The sequence below is a fragment of the uncultured Caballeronia sp. genome, assembly GCF_964243625.1.
Lineage (GTDB): Bacteria > Pseudomonadota > Gammaproteobacteria > Burkholderiales > Burkholderiaceae > Caballeronia.
The window spans coordinates 2,184-19,947 of sequence record NZ_CAXTGZ010000039.1; the positions used below are offsets into that span (position 1 = coordinate 2,184).

Annotated in this window: 11 protein-coding genes; 5 read left to right on the forward strand and 6 right to left on the reverse strand. The window is 62.1% G+C overall.

The genetic code is table 11. The features are described from left to right. The first annotated feature begins 6 nt into the window (after positions 1 to 6). Positions 7 to 213: a hypothetical protein gene (locus ACFFAR_RS04465; RefSeq protein WP_174362793.1), complete on the forward strand. Its 207-nt coding sequence runs from the start codon at positions 7 to 9 to the stop codon at positions 211 to 213. Between the two features lie 19 nt (positions 214 to 232). Here the strand turns inward: ACFFAR_RS04465 and ACFFAR_RS04470 are convergent, their stop codons facing one another. Continuing rightward, complete coding sequence (locus ACFFAR_RS04470; RefSeq protein ID WP_174362794.1) at positions 233 to 2,707, reverse strand: FUSC family membrane protein; 2,475 nt, start codon at positions 2,705 to 2,707, stop codon at positions 233 to 235. A gap of 223 nt (positions 2,708 to 2,930) precedes the next feature. Here ACFFAR_RS04470 and recC point away from each other — a divergent pair, with 223 nt between their 5' ends. The 4 genes from recC to arfB are packed head-to-tail and all read left to right on the forward strand — an operon-like array spanning position 2,931 to position 12,377. Beyond that, positions 2,931 to 6,317: an exodeoxyribonuclease V subunit gamma gene (recC, locus tag ACFFAR_RS04475; protein WP_375507560.1), complete on the forward strand. Its 3,387-nt coding sequence runs from the start codon at positions 2,931 to 2,933 to the stop codon at positions 6,315 to 6,317. A 17-nt stretch (positions 6,318 to 6,334) separates the two neighbouring features. After that, positions 6,335 to 10,003, forward strand: a complete 3,669-nt coding sequence (recB, locus tag ACFFAR_RS04480) for an exodeoxyribonuclease V subunit beta (protein WP_375507561.1) — start codon at positions 6,335 to 6,337, stop codon at positions 10,001 to 10,003. Continuing rightward, entirely contained in the window at positions 10,000 to 11,967 is a 1,968-nt protein-coding gene (locus ACFFAR_RS04485) for an AAA family ATPase (protein WP_375507562.1), read from the forward strand. Before recB ends, ACFFAR_RS04485 begins: the two co-directional genes overlap by 4 nt. Positions 11,968 to 11,972: 5 nt before the next feature. Beyond that, positions 11,973 to 12,377, forward strand: a complete 405-nt coding sequence (gene arfB / locus ACFFAR_RS04490) for an alternative ribosome rescue aminoacyl-tRNA hydrolase ArfB (protein WP_062000790.1) — start codon at positions 11,973 to 11,975, stop codon at positions 12,375 to 12,377. Between the two features lie 15 nt (positions 12,378 to 12,392). Here the strand turns inward: arfB and ACFFAR_RS04495 are convergent, their stop codons facing one another. The 5 genes from ACFFAR_RS04495 to thiC all read right to left on the reverse strand — a co-directional run bounded on the left by ACFFAR_RS04495 (position 12,393) and on the right by thiC (position 17,516). After that, entirely contained in the window at positions 12,393 to 13,991 is a 1,599-nt protein-coding gene (locus ACFFAR_RS04495) for a lactate permease LctP family transporter (RefSeq protein ID WP_174363443.1), read from the reverse strand. A 181-nt stretch (positions 13,992 to 14,172) separates the two neighbouring features. Then, positions 14,173 to 14,304, reverse strand: coding sequence for a hypothetical protein (locus ACFFAR_RS04500; RefSeq protein ID WP_256701371.1), 132 nt, complete (start codon positions 14,302 to 14,304; stop codon positions 14,173 to 14,175). Between the two features lie 191 nt (positions 14,305 to 14,495). Further along, positions 14,496 to 14,951, reverse strand: a complete 456-nt coding sequence (locus tag ACFFAR_RS04505; protein ID WP_061999016.1) for a hypothetical protein — start codon at positions 14,949 to 14,951, stop codon at positions 14,496 to 14,498. A 201-nt stretch (positions 14,952 to 15,152) separates the two neighbouring features. Beyond that, entirely contained in the window at positions 15,153 to 15,365 is a 213-nt protein-coding gene (locus ACFFAR_RS04510; RefSeq protein WP_061999017.1) for a glycine zipper 2TM domain-containing protein, read from the reverse strand. 219 nt (positions 15,366 to 15,584) lie between these two features. After that, positions 15,585 to 17,516, reverse strand: coding sequence for a phosphomethylpyrimidine synthase ThiC (gene thiC, locus ACFFAR_RS04515; RefSeq protein WP_062169721.1), 1,932 nt, complete (start codon positions 17,514 to 17,516; stop codon positions 15,585 to 15,587). Positions 17,517 to 17,764: the final 248 nt, after the last annotated feature.

A 17,764-nucleotide genomic window follows, 5' to 3' on the forward strand; every position in this document is an offset into this window, starting at 1 on the left:
ATTTTCATGACCGATGACCGCCGCAAACAGGCCCCGACGCGCAAGAATCCCACTTTCGCGATCAGTATTCTTATTGTGGTCGTTGTGCTGCTTGTGATCGGAACGCTATTTTTCAACGCGATCCGCGAAAAGCGCGACTACGAGCATGAAAACGCAACGCCCGCATCCGGCACAACGGTGCCCGCCGTGCCTGCCACGGGCGCTTCGCAATAACGCGGCACTCGCGCCGCATTCATTCCGGCAAGTTGATGAGGCTCGCGTCCTTGCGGATCAGGAACGACGCCGTCAGCATCTGCTTGCACTGATGCGCGAGCAGCTTCAGGTCCTGCACGGCGTCGAACGGAATATCTTCCGCGCGCTCGGCGCCCACCACCATTGAATCCAGTTCAACCGTGAGTTGCTTCGATTGCTCGGCTTGATCGTCGGGCGCGGGCACGCCTTCTTGCGCCTGCGTCAAATTGTCACGAATCACGGTCAGCGCGCGTTGAACGGGTTGCGCGGCGTGACCCGCGGCGGACTTTCCAACGGACTGCAGCAAGGGACCGGCAGCCGTGATCTGGGACGCGAGCACGTGGCTGCGCACCAGAAGGTCGTTGAGCTCGGGAACGAACTTCTGCTGCGCTTTGGGTTCGAGCATCATGCGCTGAAACGCCTGGCCGAGATTCGCAAAAGCGATATGCACGTTCTTGCGTGCGAGGCGGTATTTGAAATCGCTGTCCAGGGCCGATGCGGCTTCGGCGGCGGCCGCCGATGCGCCCGACTGAGCAGTCGCCGCGGTGCTTTCGCCGGAAACCGGTTTGGTTTTGGCCGCAGTGGTTGCGCTCGCGGCTTCGCCTGTGGTCGTAACCATTGACACACTCTCGGCTTCCGGCGCCGAAGCGGGCGTTCCTGCCTTTGCGAGCGCCATTGTTGCCGCTTCGGCAGTCGCCGCATTGGCATCGGCGAAAAGATTGGGGTTTGTCGCGGTCTTCGCTTCGGGTTGCGTCGCGGGCTTCCCCGTCCACCACCAGCTCGCTTCGAGGTAGTTGCGCATTGCGCCGATCATGTCGTGCACTTGCTTGCCCATCAGCCGGTATTCCCAGTACGGGAACAGGTGGCTCGCGGCGATGGCGATTGCGCAACCCACGGCGGTATCGATTGCCCGTTCGCCAATCAGGCGCATCCCGCCTGGTGCGAGCAAATGCAGCATCAGCAACACATACGCCGACGTGAAAACGACGCTCGCTGTGTAATTGAAAAGCAGCAGGCTATAGCTCATCACCATGCAGGCGAACATGGCCACGAGCAGCACATGCGGATCCTTCACCACGAAAATCAGCCCGACACATGCCGTACAGCCTATGGCCGTGCCGATGATCCGCTGCACGTTGCGCTGCTTGGTGAGCGAGTAGCCCGGCTTGAGAATGATGACGGTGGTCATCACGATCCAGTACGCGTTGGTCAAGGGCAACAAGCGTCCGAGCCAGAAGCCGATACCGACCGCGATCGTCACCCGCAGCGCATGTCGAAAGCTCGGCGACGACATGGTCAGATTGGAAAAAATCTGCATGAACGGCACGCGCCGGCTCGACACGAACCGCGACAGCTTCGGATCAACGCGTATTTCTGTTTCCGTGATGCTCGGATCGTGCCGCGTCTGGCGCCGCATTTTATCGATGAGACGAGTCGCGCTCCATAACCGCCTGAACGCCGACGACACCGCCGAATACGCCTCGGGGTTCTTCTGCGGGACTTCATGTTTGCGCATTTGATCGAGTTCGTATTCGATCGCGCGCAACTCTGCTTTCACGTTGATCTTCGGACGCGCCGGTCGATTCTGCAGCACGGCCAGACCAATGTCTTCGAGATCGAGCGCAGACTTTCGCATCAGATCCCGATAGAAGATCAGGATGTCCGCGCCGCCGAACGTGTTGCGCACGAGCGGATAGTCCGTGTGCGCGCCGACGAACATCTCATGCAGGTCCACCGCGTTGATGAACAGGTTGAAGAGCATCGCGCGGCGCGGATCGAGTTTGCCGCTCCTCAGCTTGGGCAGGTTGCGCAGCACGATGTCACGCGCCGCGTCCTGACGTTCAACCGCCTGAATCTGCTTTTCGATCAGCTTTCTATAACATTCGTCGATATTCGTATCGAGATCGTAGAACTCGGAACGCGCGAGCAGATACTCGGCGCAACTGAAGACACTTTCGGCGAGCGCCTGGCGTTCGATCCGATAGACCATCCAGCGGCTGACGAACGTTGCCCAATAGGTGTACCAGAGGCCGCCGAGCAGAATCCACGATGCATAAACGAGCGCCTGCATGGGGGTGAAATGCTCTTCCAGCGTCACGATCATCATGAAGAGCGTGGCGAAGCTGATTTGCGGCCAGCGATTGCCGTACACCACGATCAGCGACAGCACGAACGTGAGCGGCACGACGGTCAGCCACAACGTCACCACATTCGCGCTCGCAATCCCGGTTGCAAGCGCCGACAAAAACCCGATCACCGTGCACGCCAGCATCTCATTGTGCTTGTACTTCAGCGGCCCCGGCATATCGACCACGCACGCGCCCAATGCGCCGGTCGCTATTGTGAAGCCGAGTTCACGATTGTGAAAAATGGTCAGCATCAGGACGGCAGGCAGCGAGACGCCGAGCGCAATGCGCAAGCCGCCGAAGAAGTACTGGCTATAAATGAATTTTCTGATTTCTAGCGAGTAACGCATCGACTTCCTAATTTCCCGGCGTGGTCCCGTTTGCCTGTGAGGCGCTCGGCCCCGCCTTTCATTGTGGCTCCGAGTCTAACCCAACTCGACGGCGCCGAAACCTAGGCCGTTCGGCCTAATCGCCGTGGAGAACGGCCTTTGCTATCCTGTCGTTTCACCTCGCGACACGTCCCTGGCTTTTGCCGAACGAGCCGTTGCCTTTCACGCTCAACTAGCAGGATCCATGCTCGAACTTTTCTATTCGAACCGCCATGAAACGCTGTCGCAGGCGCTGCTGGACGACGTTGCCGCGTTCGCGCTCAATGATGGTGACCCCTTCGCAAGCCAGACCATCATCGTGCCGAGCGCGGCGGTGCGAAGGCGGCTGGAACTCGACATGGCGGCGCGCTTCGGAATCTGCGCCAACGTTGACCTGTGTTATCTCGCGCAATGGTTGTGGGCGCGCATTGGCGGCGTGTTACAGGTGCCCGAGCATTCTCCTTTTGCGCCGGACCGGCTAGTGTGGCGCTGCTTTCGTCTGCTCGGCGCAATGGAGGACACGGCGCCCGAGGGTTCGTCGCGGCTTCACGCGTATCTGGATGCAGCCGACGATTCCATGCGCTACGAACTCGCGCGCCGTATTGCGACGGTGTTCGATCACTATCTGACATACCGCCCGGAATGGCTGCAGCACTGGCAGGCAGGCGGCTCGATCATGGCGTCCACCGGCGGCGCGATCGATGCCAACGGTCCACGCCTGCCCGGCGCGAGCGCCATCCAGCGCGAAGACGAACGCTGGCAGGCCGATCTGTGGCGCGCACTGCTTGCCGATCTTGCGCTCGATACCGACGCGCGTGACCCCACGCCGCCTGCGTACAAGTTCCTGACCGAATCGCCGAAGCTGGATCTCGATGCCGTGATGAAGGCGGAGTGGCCCGAGCGCGTCAGCGTGTTCGCGTTGCCGACCATGCCGCCGCTGCATATTGCGTTGCTGCGTGAACTGTCGCGCTGGATCGACGTCCGTATTTACGCCATCAATCCGTGCCGGGCATTCTGGTTCGATATTGTCAGCGAGGCACGGGTGGAACAACTCGAACTCGCAGGCAAGCTGGACTTCCAGGAGGTTGGGCATCCGCTGCTTGCCGAATGGGGCCGCCAGACGCAGGCGCAACTGCATATGTTGCATGAGCTGACTGAAAGCGCAGCATCGCGGGAAGCCAGTCATTTCGAGCACAACGCCGCGCCGAGCTGGCTCGCGCACGTGCAGAACGCCATCCTCGACCTGGACGCGCCGTCCGGACCCGAGGAGGCACTCTCTCTCGAACCCGGGATCGAGATTCATGTTTGCCATAGTCTGTCGCGCCAGCTCGAAGTGCTGCACGACCGCCTGCTCGGCTGGTTCGACGAGGTCGACGGACTGCAGCCGTCCGACGTACTCGTGGCGTTTCCGGATCTGGCCGCGGCCGGTCCGCTGATCGACGGCGTGTTCGGCACTGCGCCGCCCGGCGTGGCCGGGGAGCGTCGGCGCATTCCGTATCGGATCACGGGTCTGCCGCCATCGCAGGCGAATCCTGTCGCGCGTGTGCTGCTTGACTGGCTGGCGCTGCCCGAGCGCAGCGTGGGTGCACCCGAACTGATCGAATGGCTGCGGGTCGATGCGGTCGCGGCGCGTTATGGCATCGATGCCGTCGCGCTCGAAACCGCGCAGACATGGCTGGCGGCGGCGGGCGCGCGGCGTGGTCTCGCGCCTTCGGCCGTCACTGGCGTGGATGTTCCTGCAGCCCGCCATACGTTTTCGGATGCGCTGACCCGGCTCTTCCTTGGCTACGCGCTGCCCGATGGCGGCGCTCCTGTCGACGAATGGCTGCCCGTGGAAGGCGCGCACGGATCGGATTCGGAGTTGCTCGGGCGGTTGACGCGTTTCATTGACCATATAGATGCCTTCGGCGAGCGCGTCGCCACACCACGCACGCCCGCGGCGTGGACACAAACGCTGCTCGACGCGCTCACGCAATTTTTCGATGCTGGCCTGCCGTTCGCCGATTCGATCGCCGATGTGCGCGCAACGCTCGACTCGCTGATGCTTTCAATGAACGAGGGCGCGGCCGAAACCGAAATTCCCGCAGATGTATTACGCACGGCGCTGACGGATGCCCTGGACGATGCCGCGCGTGGCGGCGTGCCGTGGGGCGGTGTGACGTTTTCGTCGCTGACGAGCTTGCGCGGCTTGCCGTATCGCGTGATCTGTTTGCTCGGCATGGACGACGGCATGTTGCCAAGTCTCGCGCGTGCCGACGAATTCGACCTGATGGCAAGTTTCGGCAAGCTCGGCGATCGTCAACGCCGCGACGACGAGCGCAACTTGTTCCTCGACTTGCTACTGGCTGCACGCGATCGATTGATGATCGCGTACACCGGACGCAGCATTCGCGACAACGCCGCACTGCCGCCCGCTGCGCTGATCGATGAACTGCTCGATCATCTCGCCGTGACGGTCGCGGGAGACGACGCGTCGCCTAAGGAACTTGAAGCGGCACGCAGCCGCTTTGTGTTCGAGCATCCGCTGCAACCATTCGCGCCTGAGTACTTCAGCAATCCCTTGTTCACCTATGAGCCCGAGCGCGCAGAGCTTGCCCGGACGCTGGCGCTCGGCAAGACCGAGCCGTCCGTCAGATTCTTCGGCGTGCCGTTGCCGGCGGAAGACGTCGAACCCATCGCCTTCGATGATTTCGAGCGATTTTGGCGCCATCCGGCGCGAGCGATCCTGCGCGATCGTCTTGGCATCGCGCTGTTCGACGCTGAAAGCGAACTCGGCGATACCGAACCGTTCGAGCTTGAATATCCCGGCCGTGCGGCGCTCGCTGACCGTGTGTTGCCGTCGCTGCTTGAACTCACCGTTGAAAACGAAACTCGTGCGCTCGATCGCGCGCGCCGGGTTGCGCGCGCAAGTCCTGAAATGCCGGGCGGTGCGACGGGCGGCGTGTGGCAATCTCGCGAGATCGGCGCGTTGCATTCGCTTGCCAATCGCGTTCGGATCGCAACGGAAGTAGGCGCGTCGCGTTTGCCTTTTGCGTTGGACATCGCGCCGCGCTGGCCCGACGCCGAACTCTTCGGACGCTATGACGCGACGTTGCAGGCGGACGCCCTGCAACCAATGCAAATCCACGGCACGTTGAATCTACTGACCGACGAAGGCCAGATCATCTACCGGTACGACGTGCCGCGTGCGCGCGATTATCTGTCCGCGTGGCTTGCCCATCTCGCGTATTGCGCCGCGCTGCCCGACGGTCCAAGGCGCACGGTGTGGCACGGGCGCGGCGCGCAATCGAGCGGTTTCGAACTGACGCCTGTCGCCGACCCTCTTGCTCACTTTGCGACGCTTGCGGCGCTTTATCGCGCGGGACGGAGGTTGCCATTGCGGTTCTTCCCCAAGAGCGCGTGGACGTGGGTAACGGAGAGCGAATCCAAGGCGCAGGGCATGTGGATATCGGACAGGACGCGTGGCGAGTCGGATGATCCTGCTTTGCGCATCGCGTTTCGGGGCTCGGATCTGAGACTCGATGAAACTTTCGCCACGCTCGCTCGTCTCGTTTTCGAGCCGCTAAAGCAGCACTTGCGGAGCGACGCATGACGAATATGGCAACAAATATGGCAACGACCGTGAGCATCGGCGAACTTGATGTCTTCGAGTGTCCGCTCGATGGCGTGAACCAGATCGAAGCATCGGCGGGGACAGGGAAGACCTGGAACATCTGCGCGCTTTATGTCCGGCTGCTGCTCGAAAAGAAGCTCGCCGCCGACGCGATTCTCGTCGTCACGTTCACGAAAGCGGCGACGGCCGAATTGCACGAACGCATCCGTTCGCGGCTCGTGCAGATCGCGCATGCAATGGAAACAGGCGACACAGCGGGTGACGCATTCATCGAGCGCCTGTTCGAAACGACGCTCGAGCGTGTCGATCCGGAAGAAGCGCTCAAGCGTATCCGGATTGCGCTGCACACGTTCGATCAGGCCGCTATCCACACCATTCACGCGTTCTGCCAGCGCGCGCTGCAAGAGGCGCCGTTTGCGGCAACCATGCCGTTCGCGTTCGAACTCGAAGCCGACGACAGCGCGTTGCGTTTCGAAATGGCGGCAGACTTCTGGCGTGAACGGGTCGAGCCCGCCGCGGCGCGTGACTCGTCATTCGCTGCGTGGCTGGTGAGCAAGGGCGCCGGGCCGGCATCGCTCGATGCACAGCTTTCGCGCCGCTTGAAAAAACCGCTGGCGGCGCTGCGCTGGGGCGAAATGGAATCAGGCGTGCGGGAAGACGCACGGGTGTTGTTCGATACGGCCTGCGCGCTCTGGCATGCAGAGCGCGCGACCATCGTGCAATTGCTCGTCGATGCCGAAGCGAAGCTCAGCAAGACCACGCACAAGCGTGCATTGATCGACGCCGCGATTGCCGCATGGTCCGATTATTTCGCCGATAACGACTGTCACGCGGCGCCCCCGAAGGAAGCGCTGAAGCTCACCGCAAGCGCGTTGAAAAAAGGCACGAAGGTGAAGAACGAGCCGCCCGCGCACGTGTTCTTCGACCATGCGGAGACGCTCGCTGCCGCCGCTGCTGCCGCGGAAGCGGCGCAGCGCGCGGCGTGGCTCGGGATCGTGCGTGAGTGGCTCGATTACGCGCCGCTCGAACTGGCGGCGCGCAAACGCACGCGTCGCGTGGTTTCGTTCGACGATCTGCTGTCGAACCTGTATCAGGCGCTCGACGCCAACCCGTGGCTCGCCGACGCGCTGCGTGCCCGCTACCCGGCTGCGTTGATCGACGAATTCCAGGATACCGATCCGCTGCAGTTCGCCATTTTCAGCAGGATCTTTGCGCCGCAGGGGCCGCTGTTTCTCGTCGGCGATCCGAAGCAGGCCATCTACAGTTTTCGCGCGGCAGATCTGCATACGTATTTGAAGGCGCGTGAAGAGGCATCGGCGAGATATACGCTGGCGGTCAACCAGCGCTCGACAGCGCCGATCATCGACGCCTGCAATCGTATTTTTAGCACGAACCCGGCAGCGTTCATTCTCGATGGCCTCACATATCAGCCCGTGCGCGCGGGGACGCGCGAGCGCGAACCCTTCATCGATGACACGCCGTCAGCCGCGTATTCCGATACCGCTGATTTTTGCGTGTGGCTCTTGCCGCAAGGTGAATCGGTGTTGTCGAAGACGAACGCGAACCGTCAGGCCGCCGAGGCATGCGCGGCCGAGATCGTGCGCTTGTTGCGCGGTGCGCAGGACGGCGAAGTGTTGATCGGCGAGAAGCCGTTTTCGCCGGGGCAGATTGCCGTGCTCGTGCAGACTCACCGGCAGGGCAGTCTTGTAAAGCGCGTGCTTGCGAACTGGGGCGTGGGCAGTGTGGAATTGGCGCAAGCGTCGGTGTTCGGCACGCTCGACGCCGAGCAGATCGAGCGCGTGCTGGCGGCTATCGATACCCCTGGCGACCTGCGTCGCCTTCGCGCCGCGCTTGCAACCGATTGGCTCGGCCTCGATGCATCCGAGCTATGGAACATGGAGCATGGCGAGACCGTAGAAAATGCCTCCGACGCCATGAGCTGGGTCGAGCGATTTTCACGATACCGCATGTTGTGGCACGAGCGCGGCTTCGCGGTCATGTGGCGCACGCTCGCGCGCGAGTTGTTCATTGCGCAGCGCCTGGTGGTCGGGCCGGATGGCGAACGCCGCTTGACGAACGTCAACCATCTCGCCGAGCTGATCCAGGCGCGCGGCGCGGTGCAACCGGGCATTGCGCCGACGTTGCGCTGGCTCGCCGCGCAACGCGCGGAGCAGAGCGGGGGAGAGGACGCGCAATTGCGGCTGGAATCGGATCGCAACCTCGTGCAGATCGTGACCGTGCATAAATCGAAGGGACTTGAATATGCGGTCGTGTTTTGCCCGTTCCTGAACGACGGCGCGTTGCGCGATCCACCTTCGTCCGGCCTTCCTGATGCCCGCGAATACCACGACGAAGGCGCAGCCGTCCTGCATTACGGCTATACCGATGAAGAAGGTGAGCGCGCTTCCGGCCTGGCGACGCGCGAGCAGGCCGCCGAGCGTGCGCGGCTGGTCTATGTGGCGCTGACGCGCGCGGTGTATCGGTGTTATGTGGTGGGCGGCGTGTACCTGATCGGCAAGTCGGCGAAGGAATCGCGGCGCAGCGTGTTGAACTGGCTGGTCGCGGGAGCGGGCCGCGAGTTCAGTGACTGGCTGGCCGAGCCGCCTGAAGAGGACAATGTGATCGGCGCCTGGCAAGCGCTTGCGACTGGATCGATTTCGGTCGAGCCGTTGCCGGTCATCGATGTCCGCGAACCGCTGGTTGTGCGCCGCGATGCGGCGTTTTCGCCCGAGCCGCGGACGAGTCGTCGTGTGCTGCGCGATAGCTGGCGTACCGCGAGCTTCAGTTCCATGATAGCAGCCGGCGCGCGCGAAGAATCGAACCAGCCGCAACCCGCCGACGAACGCCCGGACCACGACGGCCGCATCGATGCGATTGTGTCTCTCGAACCTCCGTTGCCCGAGACGCCGGTTCCACTCGATCCCGACGATATCCTCGCGTTTCCGCGTGGACCGTCGGCGGGTGAATGTCTGCACAGGATGTACGAACTGGCGGATTTCACGGAGCCTGCGACATGGCCTGAGGCCATCAAGAAAGCCTTGCACGAACATCCCGTTCCGCTTTCCGTTTTTGACGCACCAGAAACGGATCTCCCGTTGATGATGTCGCGCGTTCTCGCCGACACGGTGAAAACCGAACTCGTGCCGGGCATGCGGCTCGACATGATTTCGCCAAAGCGCCGCATGAACGAACTCGAATTCCTGTTCCCGGCGCAATCGCTGGATTTCGCAGCGTTGCGGCGCGTGCTCGTCGCGCACGGCTTCCCCGATGTCGCACTCGAAGCTGCAACCTTGCGCGGCTTCGTGAAGGGTTTTATCGACTTGATCGTGGAACACGAGGGGCGCTTCTGGATCGTCGACTGGAAGTCGAATCATCTTGGTCTGGCCCCGGCCGATTACAGCGGTGCGTCGCTGGACGCTTCAATGGCTTCGCACGCTTACCACTTGCAGGCGCTCTTTTATGTGGTCGCGTTGCATCGCTATCTGAAGATCCGGTTGCGTGAATATGCGTTCGAGCGGCACATCGGCGGGTATTTGTATTTGTTCATTCGCGGCGTGCGTCCGGATTGGCGCAATGGCAGCGACCCTGCGGGCGTGCATGTCGGCAAGCCGTCGTTTGAACTGATCGAGGCGCTCGACCGCCTGATGCAAGGAGTCGTCGCATGAACGCGCCAGATCTGAATCTCATCGCCGACGAAAGCCTGGCGCTCGCCGATGGTTTCGCGCGCAGGATCGGCGTGTTGTCGAAGCGCCTTCAGCCTGATGCCGGCAACACCCGATGGGCGCAGCGCGCCGCGTTCGCCGTAAGCCGGGCGACGACGCAGGGCCATGTTTGCATCTCACTCGCCGCATTGGCGCGCCGATACGGTGACCAACCCGGCACTGTGCGCGAGGCCTTGCTCGCGAGCGGTGTTGTGTGTAATGGCGAGGAAGCGGCTGCGGATCTGTTGCCGCTGGTCATTGATTCCGGCCAGCGCATTTATCTTGCACGTTATTTCGACTATGAACGGCGGCTCGCGCGGGCGTTGGTCGAACGGTCTCAGGGGGACTTTGCCGCAAGTGATCCAGACGAATCGAAAGCGCGAGTGGGACGGTACTTCACCGCATCAAAGAACGCCGGCGACGGCATCGACTGGCAACGCGTAGCGGCGCTGGTGGCGTTGTCGGGACGCCTGACGATCGTGAGCGGCGGACCCGGAACGGGCAAGACCACGACGGTCGTCGGCGTGCTCGCCTGTTTGCTCGACCAGAACCCCGCCTTGCGCGTGGCGCTTGCGGCACCAACGGGCAAGGCCGCGCAGCGCATGCAGGAGGCGCTGGCCGAACGCGCCGGCAGTCTGCCGCCTGAGCTGGCGGCGCGACTGCCGAGCACATCGTTCACATTGCAACGGCTGCTCGGCACGCAGGTGAACGGGCGCTTCCGGCATCATCGCGATAACCCGCTTCCGTTCGATGTGATCGTGATTGACGAAGCATCCATGATCGATGTCGCGCTCGCCGCGCACTTGCTCGAAGCGGTTGCGCCAAATGCCCGCCTCATCATGCTTGGCGACAAGGACCAGTTGGCGGCCGTGGAAGCGGGCGCCGTATTCGCGGAATTGAGCGCGCGGCCGGTTTTCAGCCAGCGCGGCGCCGAGCGGATTGCTGCGGCGTTGCCGGTGCCGGTGGAACGGTTTATCGGTGAGTTGCCGGGGGCCGAGGAGGATCAGGTATCGGTCGAGCCGGACCTCGAGCCCGCGTGGTATCCCATGCCGGAGAGCGACGCCTACGCCGAACTCGACTGGCACCCAGTCGCGCCGGCCGTCGCCATGGCGGAGGCGCAAAGCCCGCTGACTGATTGCGTGGTATGGCTGCAGCGCAATTACCGGTTCGGGCTGGAATCGGATATCGGCAGGCTGTCAGTTGCGATTCGCAGCGCTTCGGTGGACGAAGCGCTTGCGGCGTTGTCGGCCGGGGGCAATGCAACGCTCATCGATGACGCCGGCCCGCATCTCGCCGACCGTACGCTCGCGCTTCTCAACGCCGGCTTCGAACCCTACGCGCGAGCGCTCGCCGAAGCGCTGGCAACCGGAAGTGACGCAGCGCCGCTATTCGATGCCCTCAACCGCTTTCGCGTACTTGCCGCAACGCGTCACGGACCGCGTGGTGTCGATGAGATCAATGCTCGTGTGTCTGCCTGGGTTCGGGCGGCGGCGTCGGTGACATTGGGTACGGGCGCGCAATGGTTCGCCGGCCGGCCGGTGATCATCACGCGCAATGACTATGCGCTTGGCGTATTCAACGGGGATGTCGGTATTGCGCTGCCAACACCTGGCGGCGCAATGCAGGTCTGCTTTCGCCTGGCCGATGGCTCGTTGCGCGCCATCTCGCCCGCCGCGTTGCCGCCTCACGACACGGCGTTCGCGCTGACGGTCCACAAATCGCAAGGCTCGGAGTTCGATCACGCCGCGCTCGTGTTGCCAAACGCGTTCGGCCGCGTGTTATCGCGGGAACTGGTTTATACGGCGATCACGCGCGCGCGTAGCCGCGTTGACGTGATCGGCTCGGCGGCGGTTTTTGCGCAGGCGGTCCGGACGCCGACGCGGCGTGACTCGGGGTTGGCGGCGCGCATTGTGGAGGCGGCATCGTGAATCACATGATCGACTATGCAATCCAGCCGAATGAAGTGGAGCTGATCGCCGTACGAGCGCAAGGCGCGGGCGGCCAGAACGTCAACAAGGTATCCAGCGCGATCCATCTGCGCTTCGATATACGCGCGTCGTCCTTGCCCGAGTCGATCAAGATGCGGCTTCTCGCATTGCGCGACAGCCGCATCACGCGCGACGGCGTGATCATCATCAAGTCGCAGGAGCACCGCACGCAGGACATGAATCGCGCCGCGGCGCTTGCCCGGCTCGACGAGATGGTCCAGCGTGTGAGTATCGTGCGGCGCACGCGTGTGGCGACAAAACCCACGCGTGCGTCGCAGGTGAGAAGAGTCGAAGGAAAAGTGCGCCGCGGCGCCGTGAAAGCGACGCGCGGGCGAGTGGTCGGAGATTGATGCGACAACAAAGTTTCAGTGCGGAATCATCCACGTCAGCACGTTCTGCTGCAGCCAGACGAGCACGCCGAGCAGTACCGTCAGAAGGATGGAATGCTTGAACGTCTTGGCGAACACCACGCCTTCCTTGCCTTTGAGTCCCGTTGTAGCAACGCCTGTCGAGATGTTTTGCGGCGAGATCATTTTCCCCATCACGCCGCCTGATGAATTGGTCGCGGCCATGAGGATCGGATTGAGATTGAGCTGGCGCGCGGCGACCACTTGCAGATTGCCGAAGAGCGCATTACCGGACGTGTCGCTGCCCGACAGGAACACCGCAACCCAGCCGAGGAAAGCGGAAACCAGCGGGAAAATCGCGCCCACCGACGCCACGCCCAGGCCGAGCGTGTAGTTCATCCCGGAGTAGTTCATCAGGTACGCAAGCCCGACGATCGTCGCCACAGTCATAATGGCGATGCGGGTCTGAATCCACGTGTCCGCGATCGATGCGCCGAATTCACGCGCCGGCAGCTTCACGATCAACGCGGTGATGATCGCCGCCACCAGGATAGCCGTGCCTGTGGCGAGCGGCTGGAAATCCCAGATTGCGGCATATGGCTGGTTGTAGAGCGTGATGAAGACGGCTTTGTCGAGTCCGGGCCATGCCACTTTTACATCGCCGATCATGAAGATCTTCGCCACCGTCCACACGATCACGACCACTGACACCACGATCCACGGCACCCAGCCATGTCCGCCGGAAAGTTTGCCGCGTGTCTGCGCCACGCGATCCACGTTCACCGCAAAGCGTTCATCGGGTGCGGGTTTCCAGACGCGCAGGAACGCGATCGTGAGGATCAGGGAGACGAGTGACGACAGGACATCGGTGAGCGAGTAACTGATGAAATTCGATGTCACGAATTGCGTGAGCGCGAACGTCCCGCCGGCAACCAGCAGCACCGGCCAGATCTTGAGCATGTTGCGAAAGCCCGCGTAGACACCGATCACGTAGAACGGCAGCATCAGCGCGAAGAACGGCAACTGGCGGCCGACCATCTTTGCGAGGGCATCGGTGGGAAGGTGAGTAACGGCGCCGAGCACGGTGATCGGCACGCCCAGCGCGCCGAACGCAACCGGCGCCGTGTTGAAGATCAGCGTGAACGTCAGCGCTTCCAGCGTAGGAAAGCCGAGCAGGATCAAGAGCGAACTCGTGATCGCGATCGGCGTGCCGAACCCGGAGATACCCTCGAGCAGCGCGCCAAAAGAAAAGCCGATGACAACCAGCACGATGCGCCGGTCGTTCGGCAGGTTATCGATCATCCACATGCGGAATGCTTCGAAGCGGCCGGAGCGTTGTGCAATGTTGTAGAGCAGGATGGCCGCGAAGACGATCCACATCACAGGCCAGACGGCGAACACCGCGCCGGCCGCCACAGAATCGAGAGCAAGTCCTACCGGGAAATGCCACACGCCGATCGCTATCACGATCCCAACGACGAGTCCCGCTAGAGACGCCTGCCACGCAGGCCTGCGCGCCCATCCGAGCAAGACGAGCACGACAATAATGGGCAGCGCCGCCACGAGGAAAGACCAGCCGAGCGAGCCGCTGACTGGCGTCAGAATCTGGTGGAACATAACGTCTCCTGGTTCTTATTTTTCAAGGACGCGCGGCAGTTCCGATTCTGGCGATCGCGGTTGCGATCCAGACGTCAGCGCGCTTTTAACGCATTAAGTAAGTGATCGGCGAACGTGTACCGACTAAGAATAGGGCGATGTGGACAGACGTCAAGGGATGAATACCCACGGCTGTCTCGTTTTATTGAGTGGTCGGCTCTTGCACGGCGGCGCCAGGCGACGCATCCGCGGACGGCGCATCGCGCAGCACCCAGACGGAGAGTACGCCCAGGCAAGCTGCGAGCCAAAGAAGGATCAGCGTAAAGACCAGCATGATAAGGAGTCCCCTGACGGAGCGCGCGAAACGGCGCTTTCGACGGAGGCAGGAGCGAAAAACGTGCCAGATCGGCTTGAAGGGCTTCACCGGCCGAGCAACGTCGCCTTCAGACAAACCAGCACGCTACTTCGGCGCGGCTGGTGTGAAACGGTTACATCCAGCGGGTAAGGCGGGAGTAAGCCGAACCCTTAGTGATAATGCCCGTGGCCGCCACCGCCATGCCAGCCACCACCGCCGTGCCCACCGCCCCAGAATCCAAAGCCGATCGAAACCGCTGGACCGCCATAGCCGTATCCATAGCCATACGGATAACCGTAATACGCCGGATATGGGGCATAGACAGGGTAAGCCGGGTAGTAGGCGGGAGGTGGCGCATAGCCTGCGGGCGGCGGCGTGGCAGAGGCATAACTGCTTGAATTCTGCTGTGCGTTTTGAGTGTTGTCGTACTGCTGCGCAGGAGCCGAACCGGAAGCTCCGTCCGGCGCCACAGGAATCTCACGTTGCGCCTGCGCCGTGCCGACCACCGGCTGACCGGCGTAGGCGGGGTAGCCGGGGTAAGACGGATAGTAGCCGTAAGGCACGTAGTAACAGCCGCTCAAGCTCAAGGCGCCCACGAGGGCTGCGGCTGCGAGCTTCGGGTTCATGATGCGACTCCTGGGTTGCGTAGAAACGCGATGTTCGGAACAACGAGAAACTGATACCAGGAGCCTAGCGCATCGTTGAAACGTGGGAAAGCATTGGCGAGGCCGCGAATATTTCGACGTGTTTCAAGGCGATGAAACCGCGAGCGAAACTGCATCGAAACACAAGCGGCCAGGCATGTATCGAGCGCTTTCGTTAAAGAACTACTTGCCGACCTGATTGCCGATAATGCCACCCGCCGCAGCTCCGCCAACGGTCGAAAGCGCGCTCCCGCCGAGGGCCGCGCCAGCCACGCCGCCTACGCCAGCGCCAACTGCAGTATCGCGTTGACGGGTGCTCATTTGATCGCAGGCGGACAGGCCGCCAAGAAGTGCGACCACGAGAGCAGCAGCGCCAATCTGTTTGATCTTGTTCATTTCAACTCTCCAAATCGATAAATCAAGAAGGTGTGACAGGTGTCGCGGAATCGGCGTGTTCTTGTCTCGCATCCTCCCCGGACGACAAAACAGGTCCCGCCAATTCTTTCAATCAGAGAGCAGAAACAGTGCCTGATCGGGTGATTCCGCAGAACAAAGCAAACGGCCCGCCACATTCGCATGTGGCGGGCCGTTTCCATTTTCTTCGTGCGTGAGTTTTTAAGTCCGTTGGTAAATCTCCGAGCCTTTCTTTACGAACTCGATGGCCTTGGTCTGCATGCCTTGCTTCAACGCCTCGATATCCGACACCCCCTGTTTAGCCGCATATTCACGCACGTCCTGAGTGATTTTCATCGAGCAGAAATGCGGGCCGCACATCGAACAGAAATGCGCGACCTTGGCGGAGTCCTTCGGCAGGGTTTCGTCGTGGAACTCGCGCGCCTTGTCCGGGTCGAGGCCGAGGTTGAACTGGTCGTCCCACCGGAATTCGAAACGCGCTTTCGACAACGCATTGTCCCGCACCTGCGCGCCCGGATGACCCTTGGCCAGGTCAGCCGCATGGGCGGCGAGCTTGTACGTGATGATCCCGGTCTTCACGTCGTCCTTGTTCGGCAGGCCCAGATGTTCCTTTGGCGTGACGTAGCAGAGCATGGCGGTGCCGAACCAGCCGATCATCGCGGCGCCAATGCCCGACGTGATGTGGTCGTAACCCGGCGCAATGTCGGTGGTGAGCGGCCCGAGCGTGTAGAACGGCGCTTCGTCGCACCAGTCGAGTTGCAGGTCCATGTTCTCCTTGATGAGCTGCATCGGCACATGGCCCGGACCTTCGATCATCACCTGCACGTCGTGCTTCCACGCGATCTGCGTCAGCTCGCCAAGCGTCTTCAGTTCGCCGAGCTGGGCTTCGTCGTTGGCGTCGTAGATGGACCCGGGGCGCAGGCCATCGCCGAGCGAGAAGCTGACGTCGTAGGCCTTCATGATTTCGCAGATGTCCTCGAAGTGCTCGTAGAGAAAGCTCTCCTTGTGATGCGCGAGACACCATTTCGCCATGATCGAGCCGCCGCGCGAGACGATGCCGGTCATGCGGTTCGCGGTCATCGGCACGTAGCGCAGCAAGACGCCCGCGTGAATCGTGAAATAGTCGACGCCCTGTTCGGCCTGTTCAATCAGCGTGTCGCGGAAAATTTCCCACGTCAGGTCTTCGGCCTTGCCGTTCACTTTTTCCAGCGCCTGATAGATCGGCACCGTGCCGATCGGCACCGGGCTATTGCGGATGATCCATTCCCGCGTTTCATGAATGTGCTTGCCGGTCGAGAGATCCATGACCGTGTCGCCGCCCCAGCGGATCGACCACGTCATCTTGTCGACTTCCTCGCCAATCGATGATGTCACCGCCGAATTGCCAATGTTCGCGTTGATCTTCACCAGGAAATTGCGCCCGATGATCATCGGCTCGCTTTCCGGGTGGTTGATGTTGTTCGGGATGATCGCGCGGCCGCGGGCAATCTCCTCGCGCACGAACTCGGCCGTGATTTCTTTCGGCGCACCTTCGCCGAACGCCTTGGCGCCGAAAGCCTGCCCGGGATGCTGCCGGCCCATCATTGCCGCGAGTTTTTCACCGTTCGGACCGCTCGTCCTCAGCGATTCAAGATATTCCGCGCGGCGCTGGTTCTCGCGGATCGCGACGAACTCCATTTCCGGCGTGATGATGCCCTGTCGCGCGTAGTGCATCTGCGAGACGTTCTTGCCCGCTACCGCACGGCGCGGCGTGCGGTGCAAACCCTTGAAACGCAAGTCCGCGGTGGCAGGATCGGCGGCGCGTTCGCGGCCGAAATCGCTGGAGAGGCCGCTGAGGGATTCGGTATCGCCGCGTTCTTCTATCCACGCCTGGCGCAACGCCGGCAGGCCCGAACGGATATCGATGCTGGCCTCCGGATCGGAGTAAGCGCCGGAGGTATCGTAGACATACACCGGCGGGTTTTTCTCGCTGCCGAAACTTTCGTTCGTGTCGGATTGCGTGATTTCGCGCATCGGCACGCGGATGTCGGGACGCGAGCCCGTCACGTAGATCTTGCGCGAATTGGGCAGCGGGGCGATTGCGGCGGCGTCGACGACGGCGTCAGCAGACAGGAATTTCGGGTTGGCGTTCATGCGGTTTCTCCTGTGTCGACCGGACTGGGCGCTTGGGCGCTCAGTCCGGTCCCATGCAGATGGTTGCTATGGGGACGGTGTTCCCAGCCGGCTGGCGCGCGTACAAGAAATTCGCAAGACGATCGCAGGACGATCGAAAGCACGCGCAGAGTCGGCTGAGCCAAACGCTAGCAACGGGAGACCGACGAAAAAGCAGAGAGAGAAGGCGGCGGATTTGGCGAGGATGCGCGAGACGAAAGAGAAAGACC

Coding starts and splice junctions, on each gene's coding strand:
- ACFFAR_RS04465 (WP_174362793.1), top strand. CDS start 7: ATGACCGATGACCGCCGCAAACAGGCCCCGACGCGCAAGAATCCCACT.
- ACFFAR_RS04470 (WP_174362794.1), bottom strand. CDS start 2,707: ATGCGTTACTCGCTAGAAATCAGAAAATTCATTTATAGCCAGTACTTC.
- recC (WP_375507560.1), top strand. CDS start 2,931: ATGCTCGAACTTTTCTATTCGAACCGCCATGAAACGCTGTCGCAGGCG.
- recB (WP_375507561.1), top strand. CDS start 6,335: ATGGCAACGACCGTGAGCATCGGCGAACTTGATGTCTTCGAGTGTCCG.
- ACFFAR_RS04485 (WP_375507562.1), top strand. CDS start 10,000: ATGAACGCGCCAGATCTGAATCTCATCGCCGACGAAAGCCTGGCGCTC.
- arfB (WP_062000790.1), top strand. CDS start 11,973: ATGATCGACTATGCAATCCAGCCGAATGAAGTGGAGCTGATCGCCGTA.
- ACFFAR_RS04495 (WP_174363443.1), bottom strand. CDS start 13,991: ATGTTCCACCAGATTCTGACGCCAGTCAGCGGCTCGCTCGGCTGGTCT.
- ACFFAR_RS04500 (WP_256701371.1), bottom strand. CDS start 14,304: ATGCTGGTCTTTACGCTGATCCTTCTTTGGCTCGCAGCTTGCCTGGGC.
- ACFFAR_RS04505 (WP_061999016.1), bottom strand. CDS start 14,951: ATGAACCCGAAGCTCGCAGCCGCAGCCCTCGTGGGCGCCTTGAGCTTG.
- ACFFAR_RS04510 (WP_061999017.1), bottom strand. CDS start 15,365: ATGAACAAGATCAAACAGATTGGCGCTGCTGCTCTCGTGGTCGCACTT.
- thiC (WP_062169721.1), bottom strand. CDS start 17,516: ATGAACGCCAACCCGAAATTCCTGTCTGCTGACGCCGTCGTCGACGCC.